Source organism: Comamonas guangdongensis, from assembly GCF_041079535.1.
Taxonomy (GTDB): Bacteria; Pseudomonadota; Gammaproteobacteria; order Burkholderiales; family Burkholderiaceae_C; genus Comamonas; species Comamonas guangdongensis.
In genome coordinates, this window is record NZ_JBFYGN010000008.1 from 41,235 (window position 1) to 58,451 (window position 17,217).

The following is a 17,217-nucleotide window of genomic DNA, read 5'->3' on the forward strand; positions in this document are numbered from 1 at the left end:
GCAGCGCAAGACAAGAAATTGCAAGCTTCGAGCCGCGAGGCGCGGCGGCCCCACAATAGGCGCATGAGCTGCAACACCGACCCCATGGAACACCGGGCCGATCCGGCCCGGGATGCCGCGCTGCCCGACCGGATTCTGACCCAGTGGTTTGGCCAGGCCCGGCCCGACAACGACAGTGCGCTGCAGCACAAGCTGCAGTGGTTCACCAAATCACCGGCCTTCGACGCACAGCTGCGCCAGCGCTTCGGCGCCGCCGTGCAGGCCGCTCTGGATGGGCGGTTGCGGCATTGGGCCGCGCAAGGCGCGTGGCAGCGGCTGGCCCTGGTGCTGCTGCTGGACCAGTTCAGCCGCAACATCTTCCGCAACACGCCCCAGAGTTTTGCGGGCGACGCGCAGGCCCTATCCCTGGCGCTCGAGGCCCGGGAGCTGGGCGCCGATCTGGAGCTGCCCGAGGTGGCGCGCACCTTTCTGTACCTGCCGCTCGAGCATGCCGAGGACCCGGCCATGCAGGAGCGCAGCGTGGCGGTGTTCGAAACCCTGCTGCAGACGGCGCCGGATGCCGCCACCCGCGACTATCTGGCGGGCTCGCTAGACTATGCGCGGCGCCACCGGGAGGTGATAGAGCGCTTCGGCCGCTTCCCCCACCGCAATGCGATCCTGGGCCGCCGGAGCACGGCGGCCGAGCTGGCCTATCTGGCCCAGCCCGGCTCCGGCTTCTAGCCGCCGGCCTCGCGCAGCACGGGCTCGCGGCGCGGCTGGCGAGCGGGCTGCCGGCCCGCATCGTGCCGCCTCAGGGCCCAGCGCTCCACGGTGTAGAACGACAGCGCGGACAGCGCCGTCGAGATCGCCAGCCCCGCCAGCACGGTGACCGGCCACGAATAGTCGGCGCGCAGATAGCGCACCACCGGGTAATGCCAGAGATAGATGCCGTAGGACAGCTTGCCCAGGCGTATCAGCAGCGGCGCGGTCAGCATCTCGTAGACCAGGCCCTCAGGCTTTTGCACCGCCAGCAACACGACGACGGCCGCGCACTCCACCACCGTGATGCCCCAGAGCATGGCATGCTGGTTGTCCCATCCCAGCTCCATGATCAGCGGCACGGCCAGCACCAGCCACATGGTGTAGGCGCGCAGGGATTGCAGACGCTCCATCCAGCGCGGCTTTTCCTGCATCAGCGCCGCCAGCGCCGCGCCGGCCAGCAGGCCCGAGGCCCGGGTGTCGAAGCGGAAGAAAATTTCATAGAACTGCTGGCCCTGGGCCACCCAAAAGACGCGCCACAGCGTGCTCAGCAGCCACAACGCCAGCAGCGGGGCCCAGACCCGGCCCGGCGTGGCCTTGCGCAGCAACAGCACCAGCAGCGGCGGCCAGAGCAGATAGAAATGCTCCTCCACCGACAGCGACCACATGTGCAGCAGCGTGTCCGGGCTGTCGAAGAAGGCGATGCCGTAGTCGGCCAGATAGAGGATGGAGACCAGGGCGTCGGAATAGATGTCGCTCAGCTCGGGCCAGATGAAGGGGGCCAGCAGGCAGTACACGCCCAGAAACAGGGCCAGCGCCGGCATGAGGCGGAAGAAGCGCCGGCGATAGAAGCGCCAGTAATCGAGCCGGCCCTGGGTCTGAAACTCCATCAACAGCAGCGAGGTGATGAGGAAACCGCTGAGCACGAAGAACAGATCGACGCCGAAGAACGCGCCGTCGAACAGCGGTGCATGCGCATGCGAGAGAATCACCAGCACAATGGCCACGCCCCGCAGACCGTCGAGCGCGGGGTTGTAGCGCAGCTTGAAAACCGACTCCACCAAAACCGGACACCTTTCCTTTCGCCCGGGCACGGGCCGGGCTTGCAATGAAGCAAAGCAGCCGGGCGCGAGGCCCGGCCAAAGCAGTATTCAGAAATTGCGCAAGAGGCTGGTAACAGCTCTTTGCAGCGGCCCTGGGGCCTGGGATGCACGCGGCGCCAGGGCCGGGAGCGAATGCCTGGACGGTGGTTTCTTGGCTCGCGCGGCCTCGAAAACAGGGCGCGAATGTTGTGTTGTACCGGTGCCAGGGCGGGTGCGGTCCGCCATGGGGCGGGCCGACGCGGGCGATTTGAACAGAATTCTGAAGCGCCCAAACCTCGGATACGGCCGGGCGGGCCCGAGTTCCGTTCGGCGCGGCCGTTTTAACAAAAAAGCACAAAAACCGCAGATTCCGCTACTGCCACCTGCGCCAGCAGCTATCAATCTTGATAGCTCTCAAGGCCTGCGCTCGCAGGCCGGTCCGCTCTTATGCACATCGCGCCACAGCAGCATCTCGGCCAGGCGCTCGGACTTCTCGTCGTCGAAGCCCAGGCGCGGGGCGCGCTCGGCCGGATTGACCCAGGTGCCGAACAGCAGATCCCACAGCGGCAGACCGTAGTTCTGCGCATGGTGGCCATGGCGGTGGTGCACGGTATGCATTTCGGGGCGCTGCAGCACATAGCCCAGCCAGCGCGGCGTGCGCATGTCGGCATGGGTGAAGAGGTCGAAAGCCGCCGTCAGCGCCAGGGCCACGGCCGCCGCCGCGGGACTCGCGCCCAACACCCAGTAGCTGGACAGCGTGCTCAGCATCACCGCGGCCGCCGAATCCAGCGGATGGGCGAAGAACGAGGTCAGCGCCTCCACGCGGCGCGCGCTGTGGTGCAGCTGGTGGAACACGCGCCACAGCAGGTCGGAGGCATGGGTGGCCCGGTGCCACCAGTAAAAGACAAAGCTGGTCAGGAAGAAGCTCAGCAGGCCCACGAGCAGCGGGTTCCAGCGCGAGCCCAGATCCAGCAGCGCATGGGCGCGGATGCGGTCCTCGAGCAGATAGCCCAGGGCCAGGGCCGAGGCCATGGTCAGCGCGCCCAGGCCCGTGCTGTAGATCAGCCAGCGCCGGTCGCAGGCATTGCGCGACGCGGGCGCGATCACCTCGCGCGTGAAGACGGCGACAAACATCAGGGCGATCAGCGGATAGACCAGATACTCCAGCACGGCAGCTCCATTGGGTTGGGGGCAGTCTAGCGGCAAACCGCGGCCCCGCCGATATCCGGGCCGGCAGCTAGCGGTCTTCGGCCATGCAGGCCTGCAGCTGCAGATGCGCGGCGCTGGCGGGGTCGGCCGGCTGCTGGTGCTTGGCCTGCAGATAGCGCTCGGTGAACACGGCCAGATAGGCTTCCAGCACGCGGCCCGCACGCGCATCCCGCGCATGGCCGCCGAGCTCCAGGCACAGGGCCGCCACCTCGCTGGTGCAGAAATGGTCTTCGCGCTTGGAGCGGCGCAGCCGGTAGCGCGAGATCTGCTCGGGGTGCAGGCTCAGCACCGGGAAGCGGTCCAGATACGGGCTCTTGCGGAACATCTTGCGCGCCTCGGGCCAGGTGGCGTCGAGCAGGATAAACAGCGGGCGCCTGCGGCCGGCCCCGCCGCCGTCCTGCGGCAGCTCGTGCACCACGCGCTCGGGCGGCTGCACGAACTCGCCCGGAAACACCACATAGGGCTGCCACTGCGGGTCGCCCAGCATGGCCAGGAACTGCGGATTCGCCTCGGTGCGCGACCAGCCGAAGGCCCAGGTGTCCTGCACCACATCGGCGATCAGCCAGCCCGTGTTGCTGGGCTTGAGCGGCTCGGCATCGTGCATCAGCAGGCAGACGCCGGCCTGGGTGGGCAGCTGCGGCCGCAGCTCGCACATGCAATGCGTGGGACGCAGCCGGCAGCCCTCGCAGCGCTCGCCGCGCGGCCCGCCGCGCGACAGAAACGGCCGCGTGCTGCGCGCCAGCCGCGCCGTGCGCAGACGCGCAACCGCATGCGGCGCCACGCCCGAATCCACGCTGCGCAGCCGGGACAGCGGAGTCTGGACGGAAGACGGCAAGGACGTGGAATCAGACAAGAGAGAGCACCCGCAACAACCAAAGCCGCGTATTGTCCTCTCTCGCCCTCATGGCTGCCGGGCCCGCCGCGATACCTTGCGCGGCGCCGGGCCGTGGGATCAGTCGCACTCCCCCGACTGGAAGCCCAGGCCGCTGCCGAACACAAAGCTGGTCGGCTTGATGGCCGCAAAGGCCGGCCCCACCACGTCCTTGAAGCGCTCGGGCTCGCAGTTGAAACGCGTATCCAGCACATAGTCCTCGGACTCGGCCTTCTGCATGGCGTCGCGCCACTTGTCCGCGGCCTCCAGCGCCGGCCCCGCCACCAGTTGCACGGTCACGGCGAATTCCATGAGCTGCAGGGCGCGCGGGCCTTCGGCGATCAGGCTGACCACGGGGTCGGCCGCATTGCCGCACATGCTCAGGCAGTCGGCATAGTAGGCGCCGCCCAGCAACTGCTCGAACCGGCCCATGCTCAGCTCGCCGAGCAGCTGCGGCGGCGTGCCGGCCAGGCTGCCGAGCAGCGGCTGCAGCGAAACCTGGCAGCTGGGCGCAAGCGCCACTTCCACGGCCTGCACCACCTTGTCGGCCTCGTCGCTGAGCAGCGTGATGTCGCAGCCGTCCGTCCGCAGCAGATGGCGGTGGGCTTCCGAGTGCACGGCAGGCCCGGCCAGCTTTTTCACCTGGGCCAGATTCATGCCTATGGTCTCGACGCTGAGCAGCTGGTCCACCACGCGCTTGGCAGCAGGGGCCGCCGATGCCTGGGCCTGCGGCGCGGCGGCGGGTGCCTCGGCCTGCTTGCCGCAGGCTCCCAGCAGCAGCACACAGGCCAGCAGGCCCAGCGTCCGGGCGGCAGCGCCGCGTGTCTTGATGGCTCTCACGGCCCTTCTCCCTCGATCTATGGAACAAGCCGCGCAATATACGCGGGCGCCGGCGACTTACCCGCCCAGGCACTCCAGCTCGAACAGCGGCAGCTCGGCCCGGCGGCTCAGCCACACGCCGCCGCCCAGCTCCTTGAAATGCGGCTGCAGGCCGCGCCGGTACAGCTCGGCGCGGTGGCGGAACAGACGCGGGTCCGTCAGCTCCTCGTCGATGATGTCGCGCTCGTAGTCCTCGCGGGCCACGGCCTCGATGTAGAGGCCGCCGCGCGACAGCCGGCCCAGATTGGCCAGCGCCGTCTTCAGGTCCGCGGGGCTCAGATAGGGCAGCACGCCCTGGCAGATCAGCAGGTCGAAGGGCTCGCCATCCCGCGGCCGGTAATCGACCACCGAGCCGCGCTCCCAGCCGTAGCGCTGGCACAGGTATTCGCTGTATTCCACGCCCTGATAGCTGGCTCCGGGAAAGTGGCGGGCCACGGCCTCGCGCCACAGGCCTATGCCGCAGCCCACATCGAGCACGCGGCGCACGGGCACGCGCAGATACGCGAGATACGAGCAGACAAACGCACCCAGCCGCTGCGCGTGCTCGGGATCGATCACGCTGGTCTTCTTGTCGAAGTAAAAGCGCTGGTAATACGCCTCGTCAAACCACTCGTCGCTTGCTGATTGCACGCAGTCTCCTTCCGATCAAAACAAACGGCGCCCAAAGGCGCCGCACAGCTTGGCTTTGCATCACGGCCTGCGCCATGGCGCTCCCTCAAGCAGAGCCGGCCGCGCCGCCCCGCAGCAAAGGCCGCCGTCCCCCTTGGGGGGAAGACGCGAAGCGGCTCAGGGGGGGAGGTCTGCTTACACCCGGCCCACCACGGACCAGCCCTTGCGCTGATCCTGCTTGTTGTTCTCGTAGTCCCAGACCGTGCCGCAGTGCTCGCAGACATAGCGGGTCACCGTCACCGAGGTCGAGCCGCGCTCCTCCTTGCGGTTGCCGCGCTGCATGAGTTCGGCATGGCCGGGGGCCTTGCGCCAGTTGCGCTGGATGCCCGCGCAGGCGGCGCACAAATGGTCTTCGGCGGGAGGAGTGGTCTTGGTCATGAAACAGCGCTTGGAATATGGTGCCCCGCAGCCGCTCCCTGGAGCGTCGGTGCGGTGCAAAAGCCGCCATTGTGCCGCCGCTCCCGGTTTGGCATCGCCCGCCGGGCCAGCACCACCCCTGCCAGGTCGGGCATGGCCGACCGTGAAGCCGGTTCAGGCCCGGCTTTTTCCATTCGGTTGCGGCCCAGGATTGTTACCAAATGCTTCAAAACCGCTATTCTTCAGGCTTTGAGCAAGCGAAAAACAAGGGAGATTTTGTGTACAAGAAGACGTTGCTGGCGGCCCTGATTGGCACGGCGCTGGGCATGAATGCGCTGGCGGCAGACATTCGCGACCAGTGGGACATTCAGATCAGCAAGGCGGAACTGGTGTTCCCCGGCAGCCCGCCGCAGGATGCGGCCAATGGCATCAAGGACGCGCTGTCCCAGTTCGCGATTCCCGCCAACCTCAGCTACCGCGCCATGCCGTCCACGCCGCCTGCGCGCCCCGGAGCGCCCAAGCTCAAGCAGGTGTCGGGAGCCGTGCCCTCGCCCGAGTACCTCTGCGAGGACGCCTACGCCGAGATCTATAAAAAGCCCCCGCCCGTCAAGAACGCCTTTGCCTTCATCGCCGAAGGCCATCAGGTCTGCCTCTACAGCTTTGCCCAGGGCGTCAAGGCCTATGTGGTGTACTACAGCATCAAGCGTACCGAGTCGCTGACCTCGGGCCTGTTCAACGGCATCACCAAGGCCATACGCGGCAGCGACGAAGACCGGGCCGCGGGCCAGCTCAAGGAAAACATCGACGCCATTCGCGCCAAGCTGCCCAATCTGCTGGTGGAGCGAATCGATATTCCCGGCCGCCCGCAGGAAACCCCGGATCTGCAGGCCGTGAGTGCCCTGATTCCCCCGGCTGCTGAAGTCGCGGCTGCGGTCGCCGCCTCGCCGGCCGCGGCCGGCACGCCTTTGCAGGCCAAGGTGGAGGCGCGCAAAAACCTCACGGCCATGGGCATGACCTACCACTCCCAGCCGCAGTTCATCGAGGCCATACGGCGCAAGGACGATGTGGCCGTGCAGCTGTTCATAGACGGCGGCGGCATCAATCTCGACGCCGTGGACGGCAGCGGCAAGACTGCGCTGCAGATTGCACAGGCCCAGGGCACGCCCGAAATCGTGGCCCTGCTCCAGCCCAGGGCCAGGCCCGCGGCCATGGCAGCGCCCGCCCCGGCCGGTGCGACACCGGCGCTGCTGCAGCCCGCCGCGGCCGATGCCGCTCCCGTGGACTTCAGCAAGATCCCGCCGGAGCTGCTGGCCGAGATGGATGCCGAAGTCGCCAAGATGCCTCTGTCGGCGGAGCAGAAGCAGCTGGCGCGCAACAATCTCGCGCGCCAGTATTTCAAGGTCCAGGCTCTGGCCAACGCCCTCAAGTCCCAATAAGGCGGACCGGGCTCCCGCCATGTAAAAAAGGCCGCGTCAGCGGCCTTTTCCGTTTCAGCGTGCCTGCCTCAGGCCTTGGGCTTGCGGTAGGTCAGGCAGATCTTGTTGCCATCGGGGTCGCGCAGATAGGCCAGGTACATGGCCTCGCCGCGCCAGCCCGGCGCATCCTCGATGGAGACGCCGCCGGCCGCCACGCCTGCCGCATGCGCGGCATTCACCTGCTCGGGCGACTGGGCCAGAAAACCCGTGGTCGCGCCGTTGCCGGCCGTGGCGGGCTCGCCGTTGATGGGCGTGGAGATCGCAAACGTGCCCGTGGGGCTGCGGTAGAAGAAGCGGTTCTTGTTGGCGATGCCGGGCGCAATGCCCAACTGGCCGAGCATGGCGTCATAGAAGCGCTTGCCGCGCTCCAGCTCATTCACGCCCAGCATGATGTGGCTAAACATTGGTTCTCCTCATGGTGCCCGGATTCGGGCGAAGATTGCAGACTGCAATCGGTCGCCACACATCGTAGCGGCTTCCCGCCCCACTCCAGTCACCTTTGCTCGCCATGCCTGAACAACACTTCACGCCCGTACCGCTGGACAAGTCCTACCGCCTGCTCAACCACGGCCCCACGGTCATCGTCTCCGCCCAGCATGGGGGCGAGCGCAACGCCATGTCCGCGGCCTGGGCCTGCGCGCTGGACTTTGCGCCGCCCAAGGTCACCGTGGTGCTGGACAAGGCCACGCGCACGCGCGCCCTGGTCGAGGCCAGCGGCCGGTTCGCGCTGCAGCTGCCCACCGTGCCCATGGCCGCGCTGACCAAGGCCATAGGCACGGACAGCGCCACCACCATGCCCGACAAGCTGGAGCGCCACGGCGTGCGGCTGTTCGCCGCGCCGCAGCTGGATATGCCGCTGGTCGAAGGCTGCGCGGCCTGGCTGGTCTGCAAGCTGATTCCCGAGCCGCACAACCAGCAGGCCTACGACCTGTTCATAGGCGAAGTCGTGGCCGCCTGGGCCGACGAGCGCGTGTTCCGCGACGGGCACTGGGAGTTCGACGGCGCGCCGGCCGAGCTGCGCACCTTGCACTATGTGGCGGGCGGGCAGTTCTATGCGATCGGCGAATCGGTGACGGTGAAATAAGCGTTCTGCATGGCTGCAGCGCTTGCCTATCAAGCGCTTGCAGCTATCAAAAATACTCCGAGCCTTGCTTTTGACCGCGGCTCGCGGCTGCGGCCGCGCAGGCCCAGCGCCGACTGCTTCATTTAGACTGCGGCAGCTGGCAGGGCAGCAAGCCAGTGATTGCTGGCGCACCGAGCAGCAATCCCTCCGATCAATCACCGGACGTTGTGGGCCATGGCGCAAGAGTATTTTGATCCCGTACTGTTCATCAAAGAGGGGGCGAAGACGCCCATCCATCTTTCGCGGACCCCGTTTTTCTGCAACCTCGGCGGTTTTGCCCGCTACTTCGAAGTACCGCCCAGCGGTGTGCAATTGCTGGAGCCCAGCATCAGCGACCCCATGGTGGCCCTGGGCAACAGATATGGCGTCCGCAGCGCCACCACCGAACCGACCGATCCCAGGTACGGCGAGCAGACCCGGCTGGAATTTCTGGCCGATCAGGTCGAATACCGGCCCCTATGGGCCACCAGCGACACGGCGGCCGCATTCGGCATGACCCTGGCGGAGCCGGGCCAGGGCATTCGCATCACCAGCCCGCAGCCATGTCTTTCGCTGGTCGACTATAAATACGGCATGTTTGCGGGGCACAGATCGCCCTATCTGGGCACCGGCTACCGCCTGCTGCCCAAGGTCTGCACCGACCTCGAGCACCACGACTTTCCGCATGTCTTCGCCGCCGTGGACCCGCATCTGCCGCTGGTGATTTCGGTGGCCAGATACTGGCCGCAGCGGCAGGAGATCTGCCTGGCCGACCTCTGGCTGCCCCGCGGCAAGGCGCTGTACGTGCCGCCCCGGCCACGCTCGTCGGAACAGAGCTGCCTGGACCTGCACGGCAACCGCAACTCGGCCCTGGCCTGCTGGCAGGGCCTGGGGCAAACCAGCGTCCGAACCCAGACCCTGCTGCAAACCGAGCACAGCTATTTCTGCTGGTTCTGGAACGATCTGCCCACCACCCACCCTCTTCTCGACCCGACAGGAGCGCCCCATGCTTGAAGCCCGCCCCCGCCTGCGCACACTCGAGCCCGACACGGACAACGGCCTCTACCAGACGCTGCTCGAGTCCACCCTAGCGATTCCCTTCAAGATCGACTGGGCGACCAAGAAGTACAGCTATATCGGCCCGCAGATCGCGGACCTGCTGGGCTGGAGCCCCGAGAGCTGGCAAACCGTGAACGACTGGGCCGAGCGCATCCACCCCGACGAGCGCGAGCAGACCGTCTCGCGCTGCGTGGAGCTCTGCCTGGCCGGCGTGGACCACGAGGCCGAGTACCGGGCGCAGACCAGCGACAACCGCTTTGTCTGGGTCAAGGAAGTGGTGCATGTGCTGTGCGACGAGCGGGGCGAACCCACGGCGCTGATCGGTTTCACCTTCGACATCAGCGAACAGAAAAAGTCCGAGCAATTGCGCGCCGAGCTGGAGGCCCAGAAACTCTCCAACGCGCGCCTGCAGGAGCGCCTGCGCCTGACCCACGATCTGCACGACGGCCTGGGCAGCGAACTGGTCCACATGATTGCCTCCATCGAGCAGGGCAGCGGCGCCCTGAGCCGGCCCCAGGTGCTGTCCATGCTCAAGCTCATCCGCAACGACCTGCGCCAGAGCATAGACAGCCATTCCTCGGCCCAGGTGCGCGTGCCCGCCACGCCGCAGGAATGGCTGGCCCCCTTGCGCCGCCGCTTCAACGACCTGTTCGAGGCCCTGGGCATACGCTGCGACTGGCAGTTTCCGCAGAACTGGAGCCTGCCGCCCAATGCGCTGCAATATCTGGCGCTGACCCGGCTCATCGAGGAGGCGCTGACCAATGTCATCAAGCACAGCCAGGCCCGCCATGTGCGTCTGTCTTTTGTGCAGCCTCAAGCGCAGGAGCTGCTGCTGGAGATCGAGGATGACGGCGTGGGCTTCGACGTGCAGGCCGTAGACGCCTCGGGTCTGGGCGTTGGCATGCGCTCCATGGCGGTGCGGATTGCGCGGGTCGGGGGACTGTTGGGGATTGAGTCGTCGCCGGGGCGGACGGTGTTGAGGGCTAAGCTGGTACTGGGCTCTGAGGATTGAGTTTTTGGCTGTAGCGCTTGTGTACTAAGCGCTTGCAGCTATCAATTTCCAACTGCGCTGAGTTCACCACTTGCTGCGTCGCTTGCGACAGAGGCCGGGTCTCGCCCCGGCAGGCGACCTTCTTTTCTTGCTCGTGCAAGCAAAGAAGGCAAAAGAACACGCCCCGACTGTCTGCGTCCCTGCGCTTCGCTACGGGCAAACCTGCGTCACGCCATTCAGGCTGCGGTGCGGCAAAACTCGCTTTGCGCTACGCGCGCCGCTCAGACAGGTTGCCGCAAATTTGAAGACAAAGCATTGGCACTCTGCGGTGCCAATGCCCGCAGCCCGAACCGCATGCCGCAGGCGCAGACACACGGGTGGGAGCGGATACGGGCAGCCTGCGAGAGTTGTGGCGAAATCAGCCTCTAGCGCTTATTCCCTGGGCGGTAGCAGCTATCAAAAACACAAAGAAGCTATCTGGTACCCGCATTCGATATTGCCCCTTGTGCCCACGCCTGCGACGGCGGCCTCTTGGGGCTGGCGTCTGCACCGAAGAGTGCAGACGCATCGTGCTCTGACTTGCGGCAACGTGTTTGAGCGGAGTGCTGCAAGCATGCAGCGAGTTTTGCCGCACAGCCACAAGAGGTTAACGGCGCAGGTTGCCCCGTAGCGCAGCGAAGGGGTCGTGGGCAGTAGGGGCGGTGTTCTTTGCTTACTTTCTTGCACCAGCAAGAAAGTAAGTCGGCATGGCGGGCCGAGACCCGCCTTCTGCCCATCAATCAGGCATGGCACTCAATCCGAAATTTCGAACCCAATCGGCCTCTGTCTCAATCACAGAAAGCGCAAGCAGCTATCAAAACAGAAGCCGTTTTGTCGTACACGACAGAGGACGGGTCTCGGCCCGTCAGCCGAGGTACTTTCTTTTGCTTCGCCAAAAGAACAGTACCCAAAGAAAAGGCGACCCGACTGTCTGCGTCCCTGCGCTTCGCTACGGGCAAACCTGCGTCACGCCATTCAGGCCGCGGTGCGGCAAAACTCGCTTTGCGCTACGCGCGCCGCTCAAACAGGTTGCCGCAAATTTGAAGACAAAGCATTGGCACTCTGCGGTGCCAATGCCCGCCGCCCGAACCGCGTGCCGCAGGCGCAGACACACGGGTGGGAGCGGATACGGGCAGCCTGCGAGAGTTGTGGCGAAATCAGCCTCTAGCACCTATCCCACTAGCGGTAGCCGCTATCAAAAACACAAAGAAGCTATCCGGTACCCGCATTCGTTATTGCCCCTTGTGCCCACGCCTGCGACGGCGGCCTCTTGTGGCGCGCGGTTGCACCACAGAGTGCAGCCGCATCGTGCTCTGACTTGCGGCAACCTGTTTGAGCGGAGTGCTGCAAGCACGCAGCGAGTTTTGCCGCACCGCCACAAGAGGTTGACGGCGCAGGTTGCCCCGTAGCGAAGCGGAGGGTCGTGGGCAGTAGGGGCGGGCTCTTTGCCTACTTTCTTGCGGAAGAAAGTAGGTCGGCTGGCGGGCCGAGACCCGCCCTCACAAACCTGAAAAGACAATAACAGGCCAGACTGTTTTCAATCTAGGTCAGTTGGCTTAGTCCAGAAATTTTCATCTTGATTTTTGGGTAATGTAGATTTATCCCCTTCAGGAGCATCTATATTAGACAAAATCATCCACAAACTATATCCAATTGGAAAAAAAGATAACAATCCACAAATCGAGAATCCAAAGCTAATTATTCCACTAATCTCCGGAGAGATATTAGCCATTGGAAAATTCGCAAACATTGAAAAAAACAAACAAATCAACCAAAAACAAGTTGCCGAAAACAAATCAAAAAGTATCCGTTTTTCTACACCATACTTTCTTAAGAAAGACACTAATGGAGTGTTTGCAACAGTATAGAGCAACGCACCTACTGCGACCAAAAATCCAACCATAGTAGCCGCAACACTACTCATTATTGTTGTAAAAGCTTTCCAATCCGAAATTGCCTCTTTTCCATTTTGATGGGGCCAGTAAAAATATATACTGGCAAATCCCACAACCAAGAAAAGGCAGTTAACCAAAAATCTAGTTCGGATCAAAGAATGCTTTGAGCTTTTGATTACATTCATCTTTCGCCTTTGCCAGCCCTTGCCAAATAGTCAAAGATGGAATTTTATTCTTATCATCAGATACAACTTCAAAATCTTTTTTAATCCTATTTAGGATCAAGTCAATAATTTCATCCTTTAACTGCGCATCATCTGATTTATCGAAATTAGCAATTGGAGCGACTGTCGCACGAGCCACCTTTGTCCACCCTGCACGAGTCAAATCAGCCAATGACTGTTTATAAAATGGGGGCAATGGATGTTGCGCATCAGCACTTAACACCAGCTTAATTCTTTTTGCGTTATCTGATTCAAATTCTTTAATAACGTCCCTAAGGTAATTTTCTTCTTCAATCTCTGAGAATGGGGGAGGAACAACCGATATTTCTAATTTTTTCAGAGGTCCAGAGTCAAGAAGTTTTCGATAGCTATCCTCTGTAAGAACAGCCTCCAATGCTATTTCTTTTTTTAAATTTCTAACTAAATACCTTTGCAACTTACCAATATTACTTCCATTTCCATTTTTCTGATAAACGACAAGGTTATTTTCTTTGAAAAACAAGAAATGATTTTTCTCAACTAATCCATGTCCAGGCAAAAGCTCTACATCCTTATCATCCGACCCTTCGGAGGCTTGCTCTAAATTTTCATTAAATCTGCATCGGCCAAAGACAGCTTTAATAACAGTTTCAGATCTATTTGTCGATATTGATCTAATCTGATATTTTTCGTCTGCATCTGTTCCATCATTCTTCTTATCTAGTGCTATTGATGGAGCATGGCCATCCTTATTTTCAACAAGGAAATCATAAAACGCTGAAAAATCATTCGGATTGAATGCATGCATTGCATAAAATTCCGCTGTCATTTGCTTAACTGCCATCACAATTTCTTTCAAACTAAACAATCACGAATAAAACACTGTGCCGGTCGCGCGTGTAGAAGCCACATAAACCAGCCTAGCCTCCAACGCCCCATCCTTCTTCACATCCTTGGCCTTGCGCTCTTCATCCGAAGTAACGACGGCAACAACAGGCCACTCCAACCCCTTGCTCGCATGCATGGTCATGAGCTTGATGGAGTCCTCCTCGGGCCGGAAATCGCCTGCACGCTTGCGCATGCGATAAGGCAGCCTCCTGCGCTTCAAGGCATCGGCACATAGCTCCATTTCGTCGTGATGGCGGCAGAGCACCGCCATTTCGCCCCAGGCATGACCTTGCGCATGCTGGTCGGCCAGCAGCTCGGCCACGCGGGCCGCGCGTTCGGGCAGGGTGGGCAGGTCGATGACGATGGGTTCCGGGCCTTCGCGGCCACAGCTCAGCGGTTTGAGCAGGGGGATGCCGTCTTCGTCCTTGGCGTCCTCGGGCGTGAGCATGTCGCCGGCCACGCGGTGGGCCAGTTGCAGAATCTGGCGCGTGTTGCGGTAGTTGATCTTGAGAATGGTGGTGCGGCCCGAAGCCTGTATGCCCACGCTCTTGAGGCTGAAGTTGCGCTTCTGGCCGCGGTCGTAAATGCTTTGCGCGTCGTCGTAGAGCAGCAGCAGGCTGTTGGTATTGGGGTCCACCATCTGCGTGACCAGCTTCAGCCATTCGGGTGCAAAGTCATGGCCTTCGTCGATGAGCACGGCGTGGTACTGGCCCGCGGGGATATGTTTGTCGTCCACGCCCTTGATGACGCGCTGCACGAACTCTTCCATGGCCTTGTTCGGGTGCCAGTTGTTGGCGCCCTCGGGCAGCAGATGGTAGGCGACCAACTGGTCGCGGCACCATTTGTGGAAGTGGCGCACATGGACGCGCTCCTGCAGGCCCTTGGCCTCCATGCCGGCCGCGAGCTTGACGGCCAGCGGCTCGTTGTAGCAGAGCACCAGAATCGGCTTGCTGCCCGGCCCCTGGGTCTGGGCCAGATGCTCGGCACGGTAGCCGAGGATCATGGTCTTGCCCGAGCCCGCCACGCCGTGGATGACGCGGTGGCCGTCGCCCAGGCTGCGCGCCAGCTGCTCCTGCTGCAGGTCCATCACGCGCATGAGGTCGGGCAGCTCGTCCTCGTCCTGGCTGGCACCCTCGCCAAACAGGTTTTGCTGCTGGGGCACGCGGACCTCGGGGAACAGAATCCAGCGTATGCGGTCCAGCTGGGGCAGGGTCATGGCGCGGCCAAAGCTGTGCGGGAACATATGCCACAGGCGCTGCTGGAAGGCCTCGGCATCCACCGTTTCGACCATCTCGTCCTGGCAGATGACTAGGTGCTCTGGAATTGCAGCATCCAGCCCCGCTTCCATAAACTGCTTGCGCGTGATGCGTGTGAAGACCACGCCATGGCCCCAGGGAAAAGCCAGCTTGCCTTGGTGCGGACCGTCACCATCGACCAGTTGCTGGTCGCGCTCCAAAGCGTTAATGACCTGAATCGCGCAGTGACGCGCCTGCTGCAGCGGGCTCATGACCACCTTGGGCTGGCCGCTGCCGCTGTCGAGAATCTCGAAATATTCGCGCGTGGCCCTGCGAATGGTTTCCAGATGCCAGTCCTTGGTTTCCAGAATCAGCGCACCGCGGCGCGGATGCACCACCACAAAATCGGGCCGCGTCTGTTTGGGGCCTATGGGCACATCCCACCACAGCAGATAATCGTCTTCGAGTTTCTGCTGCAAACGCTCTGCGAGACGCCTTTCGCCATGGGTCATCCGCCCCGCGCAGCTGCCGAGCGCGGGTATTAGCACCGCCATCGTCTCCCCTTTTACTTGTATCTTTGTGTTTCAAGAATCAAGGGTTTATAGCCGATGCGGCCTGCGCCAGGCTTTCAAAATCCGGCAAATCCGGGTCAGGAATATACGGATGTGATTTTTGCGAGACGAATATTCCCATCGAATGGGCGATTTGGATTTGGCGTCCAGGTCCGTATCTGGCGATTGCCACTTTGAATCGCTTTGAATAGGCCGGAGCCAGTTCGGATACCCACGCCAGATCGGGCTCTGGCCTAGATATGCCAAGCGCTGGCAGCTATCAAAACTTTCTGCAGCGCCGGCCCGGCCCAGGCACGGAAAGCCGGGCGGAAATTCGGCTCACACAGAGATTCCCGCCCATGCCGGCCGCTATCAGTATTCGAGGCAGATCTTGCCGAAATGCTGGCCCGCCTTCTGGCGCGCAAAGGCCTCGGCCATCTGCTGCAGCGGGTAGCGGCTGTCGATCACGGGGCGCCAGGCGAACTGCTCCAGCGCACGCACCATGTCCTGCTGCTGCTCGCGGTTGCCGACGATCAGGCCCTTGAGGGTCTGCTGCTTGCGCATCATCTCCACCGTGGGCACATCGCCCGCAAAGCCCGTGAGCACGCCGATCAGCGCGATATGGCCGCCGGGGGTGCAGGCGCGTATGGACTGCGGCAGGGTGCCGGGGCCGCCGACCTCGACCACGATGTCGGCGCCGCGCCCGCCCGTGGCGGCCAGCACCGCATCGCCCCAGGCCGGCAGGTCCTTGTAGTTGATGACCTCGTCGGCGCCCAGGGCGCGCAGCCTCTCGGCCTTGGCGCTGCTCGAGGTGGTGGCGATCACCCTGGCGCCCATGGACTTGGCCATCTGCAGCGCCAGGATGGAGACGCCGCCCGTGCCCAGCACCAGCACCGTGTCGCCGGCCTGCAGATGGCCGTCCACCACCAGCGCGCGCCAGGCCGTGAGGCCCGCCGTGGTCAGCGTGGCGGCCTCGGCATGGCTCCAGCCCTTGGGTGCATGGGTGAAGGCCGTGGTGGGCAGGTTCACGAATTCGCGCGCAAAACCGTCAACGCCGTCGCCGGGCACGAGCTTGAAGTCGAACGGCACTTCGGCCCCCGACTGCCACTGCGGGAAGAAGCAGGAGACTACGGCGTCGCCCACGGCGAATTCGCTCACGCCCGCGCCCACGGCGGTGACGACGCCGGCGCCGTCGGCCATGGGGATGCGGCCGTCGGCGGCGCCGGCGCGGCCCAGGACCACGCCGAGGTCGTGGTAGTTGAGGGAGCTGGCGTGGATGCGCACCTGGATTTCCCCGGCGGCGGGTGCGGCCGGCGCGGGCAGGTCAACGAGTTGCAGCTGGTCCAGTCCGCCGGGGGCGGCAAGTTGCATGGCTTTCATGGCAGTCCTTGGTGAAAAATGCGTATGCAGTGCATCTTGCTGGCTTAGGCCCCCTGGCGCCAGAACCAACATATTTGTGGGGTAGTATTAAAAATGTAAGTAATGCGCCAATGCAGGCCCCGGGCCACAATGCGGCGCATGCGCGTTGATGGAGAGGCTGGCCTATGAAACGTTTGAACAGCAAGAGCGGCTGCGCCGTGGAGGTGACGCTGTCCGTCATGGGCGGCACCTGGAAGCCCATCATCCTGTTCCAGCTGCTGCACGGCAAAAAGCGTTTCAGCGAGCTGGGCCGCAATATCGGCGGCATCACCCAGCGCATGCTGACCCTGCAGCTGCGCGAGCTCGAAGAGGCGGGCATCGTGGAACGCACCGTCCATGCCGAGGTGCCGCCGCGCGTGGACTACGCGCTGACCGAGCTGGGCCTGTCGCTCAAGCCCGTGCTGATCGCCATGCGCAACTGGGGCGTGGAATACGCGCGCAGCCATCTGCACGCCGATGCCGTGCCTGCCAGCTGCGCGCAGGAAAGCGATGGAAAACCGGCTGAAGCCCAGGCCGCATAAGCGCTGGCAGCTATCAGATTGCCTTATGAAAAAG

17 protein-coding genes are annotated in these 17,217 nt (G+C 63.1%); 6 read left to right on the forward strand and 11 right to left on the reverse strand.

Going from position 1 to position 17,217, the window contains the following annotated elements; all coding sequences use genetic code 11:
* Positions 1–63 precede the first annotated feature (63 nt).
* Positions 64–720 carry a DUF924 family protein gene (locus AB6724_RS08980; RefSeq protein WP_369338177.1) on the forward strand — a complete coding sequence of 219 codons (657 nt, stop codon included), beginning with the start codon at positions 64–66 and terminating at the stop codon, positions 718–720.
* Here the strand turns inward: AB6724_RS08980 and AB6724_RS08985 are convergent.
* The 6 genes from AB6724_RS08985 to AB6724_RS09010 all read right to left on the reverse strand — a co-directional run bounded on the left by AB6724_RS08985 (position 717) and on the right by AB6724_RS09010 (position 5,826).
* Positions 717–1,802 (reverse strand): acyltransferase family protein, encoded by a 1,086-nt coding sequence (locus tag AB6724_RS08985; protein ID WP_439329842.1) that lies wholly within the window; start codon positions 1,800–1,802, stop codon positions 717–719. The two genes, AB6724_RS08980 and AB6724_RS08985, sit on opposite strands and share 4 nt — an antisense overlap.
* Positions 1,803–2,234: 432 nt before the next feature.
* Positions 2,235–2,990 carry a sterol desaturase family protein gene (locus tag AB6724_RS08990; protein ID WP_369338178.1) on the reverse strand — a complete coding sequence of 252 codons (756 nt, stop codon included), beginning with the start codon at positions 2,988–2,990 and terminating at the stop codon, positions 2,235–2,237.
* Between the two features lie 67 nt (positions 2,991–3,057).
* Positions 3,058–3,882, reverse strand: coding sequence for a tRNA-uridine aminocarboxypropyltransferase (locus AB6724_RS08995; RefSeq protein WP_439329843.1), 825 nt, complete (start codon positions 3,880–3,882; stop codon positions 3,058–3,060).
* Positions 3,883–3,981: 99 nt separating this feature from the next.
* A complete protein-coding gene (locus tag AB6724_RS09000; RefSeq protein ID WP_369338179.1) occupies positions 3,982–4,740 on the reverse strand; it encodes a hypothetical protein in 759 nt (252 codons plus the stop codon).
* 57 nt (positions 4,741–4,797) lie between these two features.
* The gene (locus tag AB6724_RS09005) at positions 4,798–5,409 is read right to left on the reverse strand and encodes a class I SAM-dependent methyltransferase (protein ID WP_369338180.1); all 612 of its coding nucleotides are present in this window, start codon (positions 5,407–5,409) and stop codon (positions 4,798–4,800) included.
* Between the two features lie 174 nt (positions 5,410–5,583).
* A complete protein-coding gene (locus AB6724_RS09010; protein ID WP_369338181.1) occupies positions 5,584–5,826 on the reverse strand; it encodes a hypothetical protein in 243 nt (80 codons plus the stop codon).
* Positions 5,827–6,083: 257 nt separating this feature from the next.
* Between AB6724_RS09010 and AB6724_RS09015 the strand changes: the two genes are divergently transcribed.
* Positions 6,084–7,241 carry an ankyrin repeat domain-containing protein gene (locus tag AB6724_RS09015; protein WP_369338182.1) on the forward strand — a complete coding sequence of 386 codons (1,158 nt, stop codon included), beginning with the start codon at positions 6,084–6,086 and terminating at the stop codon, positions 7,239–7,241.
* A gap of 68 nt (positions 7,242–7,309) precedes the next feature.
* Here the strand turns inward: AB6724_RS09015 and AB6724_RS09020 are convergent, their stop codons facing one another.
* Complete coding sequence (locus AB6724_RS09020) at positions 7,310–7,684, reverse strand: VOC family protein (protein WP_369338183.1); 375 nt, start codon at positions 7,682–7,684, stop codon at positions 7,310–7,312.
* Positions 7,685–7,788: 104 nt separating this feature from the next.
* On the opposite strand from AB6724_RS09020, the gene AB6724_RS09025 reads away from it, so the two are divergent.
* The 3 genes from AB6724_RS09025 (at position 7,789) to AB6724_RS09035 (ending at position 10,453) form a co-directional block, all read left to right on the forward strand.
* The gene (locus AB6724_RS09025) at positions 7,789–8,364 is read left to right on the forward strand and encodes a flavin reductase family protein (RefSeq protein WP_369338184.1); all 576 of its coding nucleotides are present in this window, start codon (positions 7,789–7,791) and stop codon (positions 8,362–8,364) included.
* A gap of 213 nt (positions 8,365–8,577) precedes the next feature.
* Positions 8,578–9,396, forward strand: a complete 819-nt coding sequence (locus tag AB6724_RS09030; protein ID WP_369338185.1) for a hypothetical protein — start codon at positions 8,578–8,580, stop codon at positions 9,394–9,396.
* Complete coding sequence (locus AB6724_RS09035; RefSeq protein WP_369338186.1) at positions 9,389–10,453, forward strand: sensor histidine kinase; 1,065 nt, start codon at positions 9,389–9,391, stop codon at positions 10,451–10,453. The genes AB6724_RS09030 and AB6724_RS09035 overlap by 8 nt, the downstream gene beginning before the upstream one ends.
* 1,555 nt (positions 10,454–12,008) lie before the next feature.
* On the opposite strand, the gene AB6724_RS09040 is transcribed toward AB6724_RS09035, so the two are convergent.
* The 4 genes from AB6724_RS09040 to AB6724_RS09055 form a co-directional block, all read right to left on the reverse strand.
* Positions 12,009–12,551, reverse strand: a complete 543-nt coding sequence (locus tag AB6724_RS09040) for a hypothetical protein (RefSeq protein ID WP_369338331.1) — start codon at positions 12,549–12,551, stop codon at positions 12,009–12,011.
* On the reverse strand, positions 12,508–13,413 hold the full coding sequence (locus AB6724_RS09045; RefSeq protein ID WP_369338187.1) for a DUF6731 family protein: 906 nt from the start codon (positions 13,411–13,413) through the stop codon (positions 12,508–12,510). Before AB6724_RS09045 ends, AB6724_RS09040 begins: the two co-directional genes overlap by 44 nt.
* 24 nt (positions 13,414–13,437) lie before the next feature.
* Complete coding sequence (locus AB6724_RS09050; protein WP_369338188.1) at positions 13,438–15,246, reverse strand: DEAD/DEAH box helicase; 1,809 nt, start codon at positions 15,244–15,246, stop codon at positions 13,438–13,440.
* A gap of 369 nt (positions 15,247–15,615) precedes the next feature.
* Positions 15,616–16,623, reverse strand: a complete 1,008-nt coding sequence (locus AB6724_RS09055; RefSeq protein ID WP_369338189.1) for a zinc-dependent alcohol dehydrogenase family protein — start codon at positions 16,621–16,623, stop codon at positions 15,616–15,618.
* Between the two features lie 164 nt (positions 16,624–16,787).
* On the opposite strand from AB6724_RS09055, the gene AB6724_RS09060 reads away from it, so the two are divergent.
* Positions 16,788–17,183: a winged helix-turn-helix transcriptional regulator gene (locus AB6724_RS09060; RefSeq protein WP_369338190.1), complete on the forward strand. Its 396-nt coding sequence runs from the start codon at positions 16,788–16,790 to the stop codon at positions 17,181–17,183.
* Positions 17,184–17,217: the final 34 nt, after the last annotated feature.

What these genes read in the sequence shown, in the direction of transcription:
- AB6724_RS09055 (WP_369338189.1), bottom strand. Translation starts at nt 16,623, where the DNA reads ATGAAAGCCATGCAACTTGCCGCCCCCGGCGGACTGGACCAGCTGCAA.
- AB6724_RS09045 (WP_369338187.1), bottom strand. Translation starts at nt 13,413, where the DNA reads ATGGCAGTTAAGCAAATGACAGCGGAATTTTATGCAATGCATGCATTC.
- AB6724_RS08980 (WP_369338177.1), top strand. Translation starts at nt 64, where the DNA reads ATGAGCTGCAACACCGACCCCATGGAACACCGGGCCGATCCGGCCCGG.
- AB6724_RS09040 (WP_369338331.1), bottom strand. Translation starts at nt 12,551, where the DNA reads ATGAATGTAATCAAAAGCTCAAAGCATTCTTTGATCCGAACTAGATTT.
- AB6724_RS09060 (WP_369338190.1), top strand. Translation starts at nt 16,788, where the DNA reads ATGAAACGTTTGAACAGCAAGAGCGGCTGCGCCGTGGAGGTGACGCTG.
- AB6724_RS09030 (WP_369338185.1), top strand. Translation starts at nt 8,578, where the DNA reads ATGGCGCAAGAGTATTTTGATCCCGTACTGTTCATCAAAGAGGGGGCG.
- AB6724_RS09020 (WP_369338183.1), bottom strand. Translation starts at nt 7,684, where the DNA reads ATGTTTAGCCACATCATGCTGGGCGTGAATGAGCTGGAGCGCGGCAAG.
- AB6724_RS09035 (WP_369338186.1), top strand. Translation starts at nt 9,389, where the DNA reads ATGCTTGAAGCCCGCCCCCGCCTGCGCACACTCGAGCCCGACACGGAC.
- AB6724_RS09025 (WP_369338184.1), top strand. Translation starts at nt 7,789, where the DNA reads ATGCCTGAACAACACTTCACGCCCGTACCGCTGGACAAGTCCTACCGC.
- AB6724_RS09010 (WP_369338181.1), bottom strand. Translation starts at nt 5,826, where the DNA reads ATGACCAAGACCACTCCTCCCGCCGAAGACCATTTGTGCGCCGCCTGC.
- AB6724_RS09050 (WP_369338188.1), bottom strand. Translation starts at nt 15,246, where the DNA reads ATGGCGGTGCTAATACCCGCGCTCGGCAGCTGCGCGGGGCGGATGACC.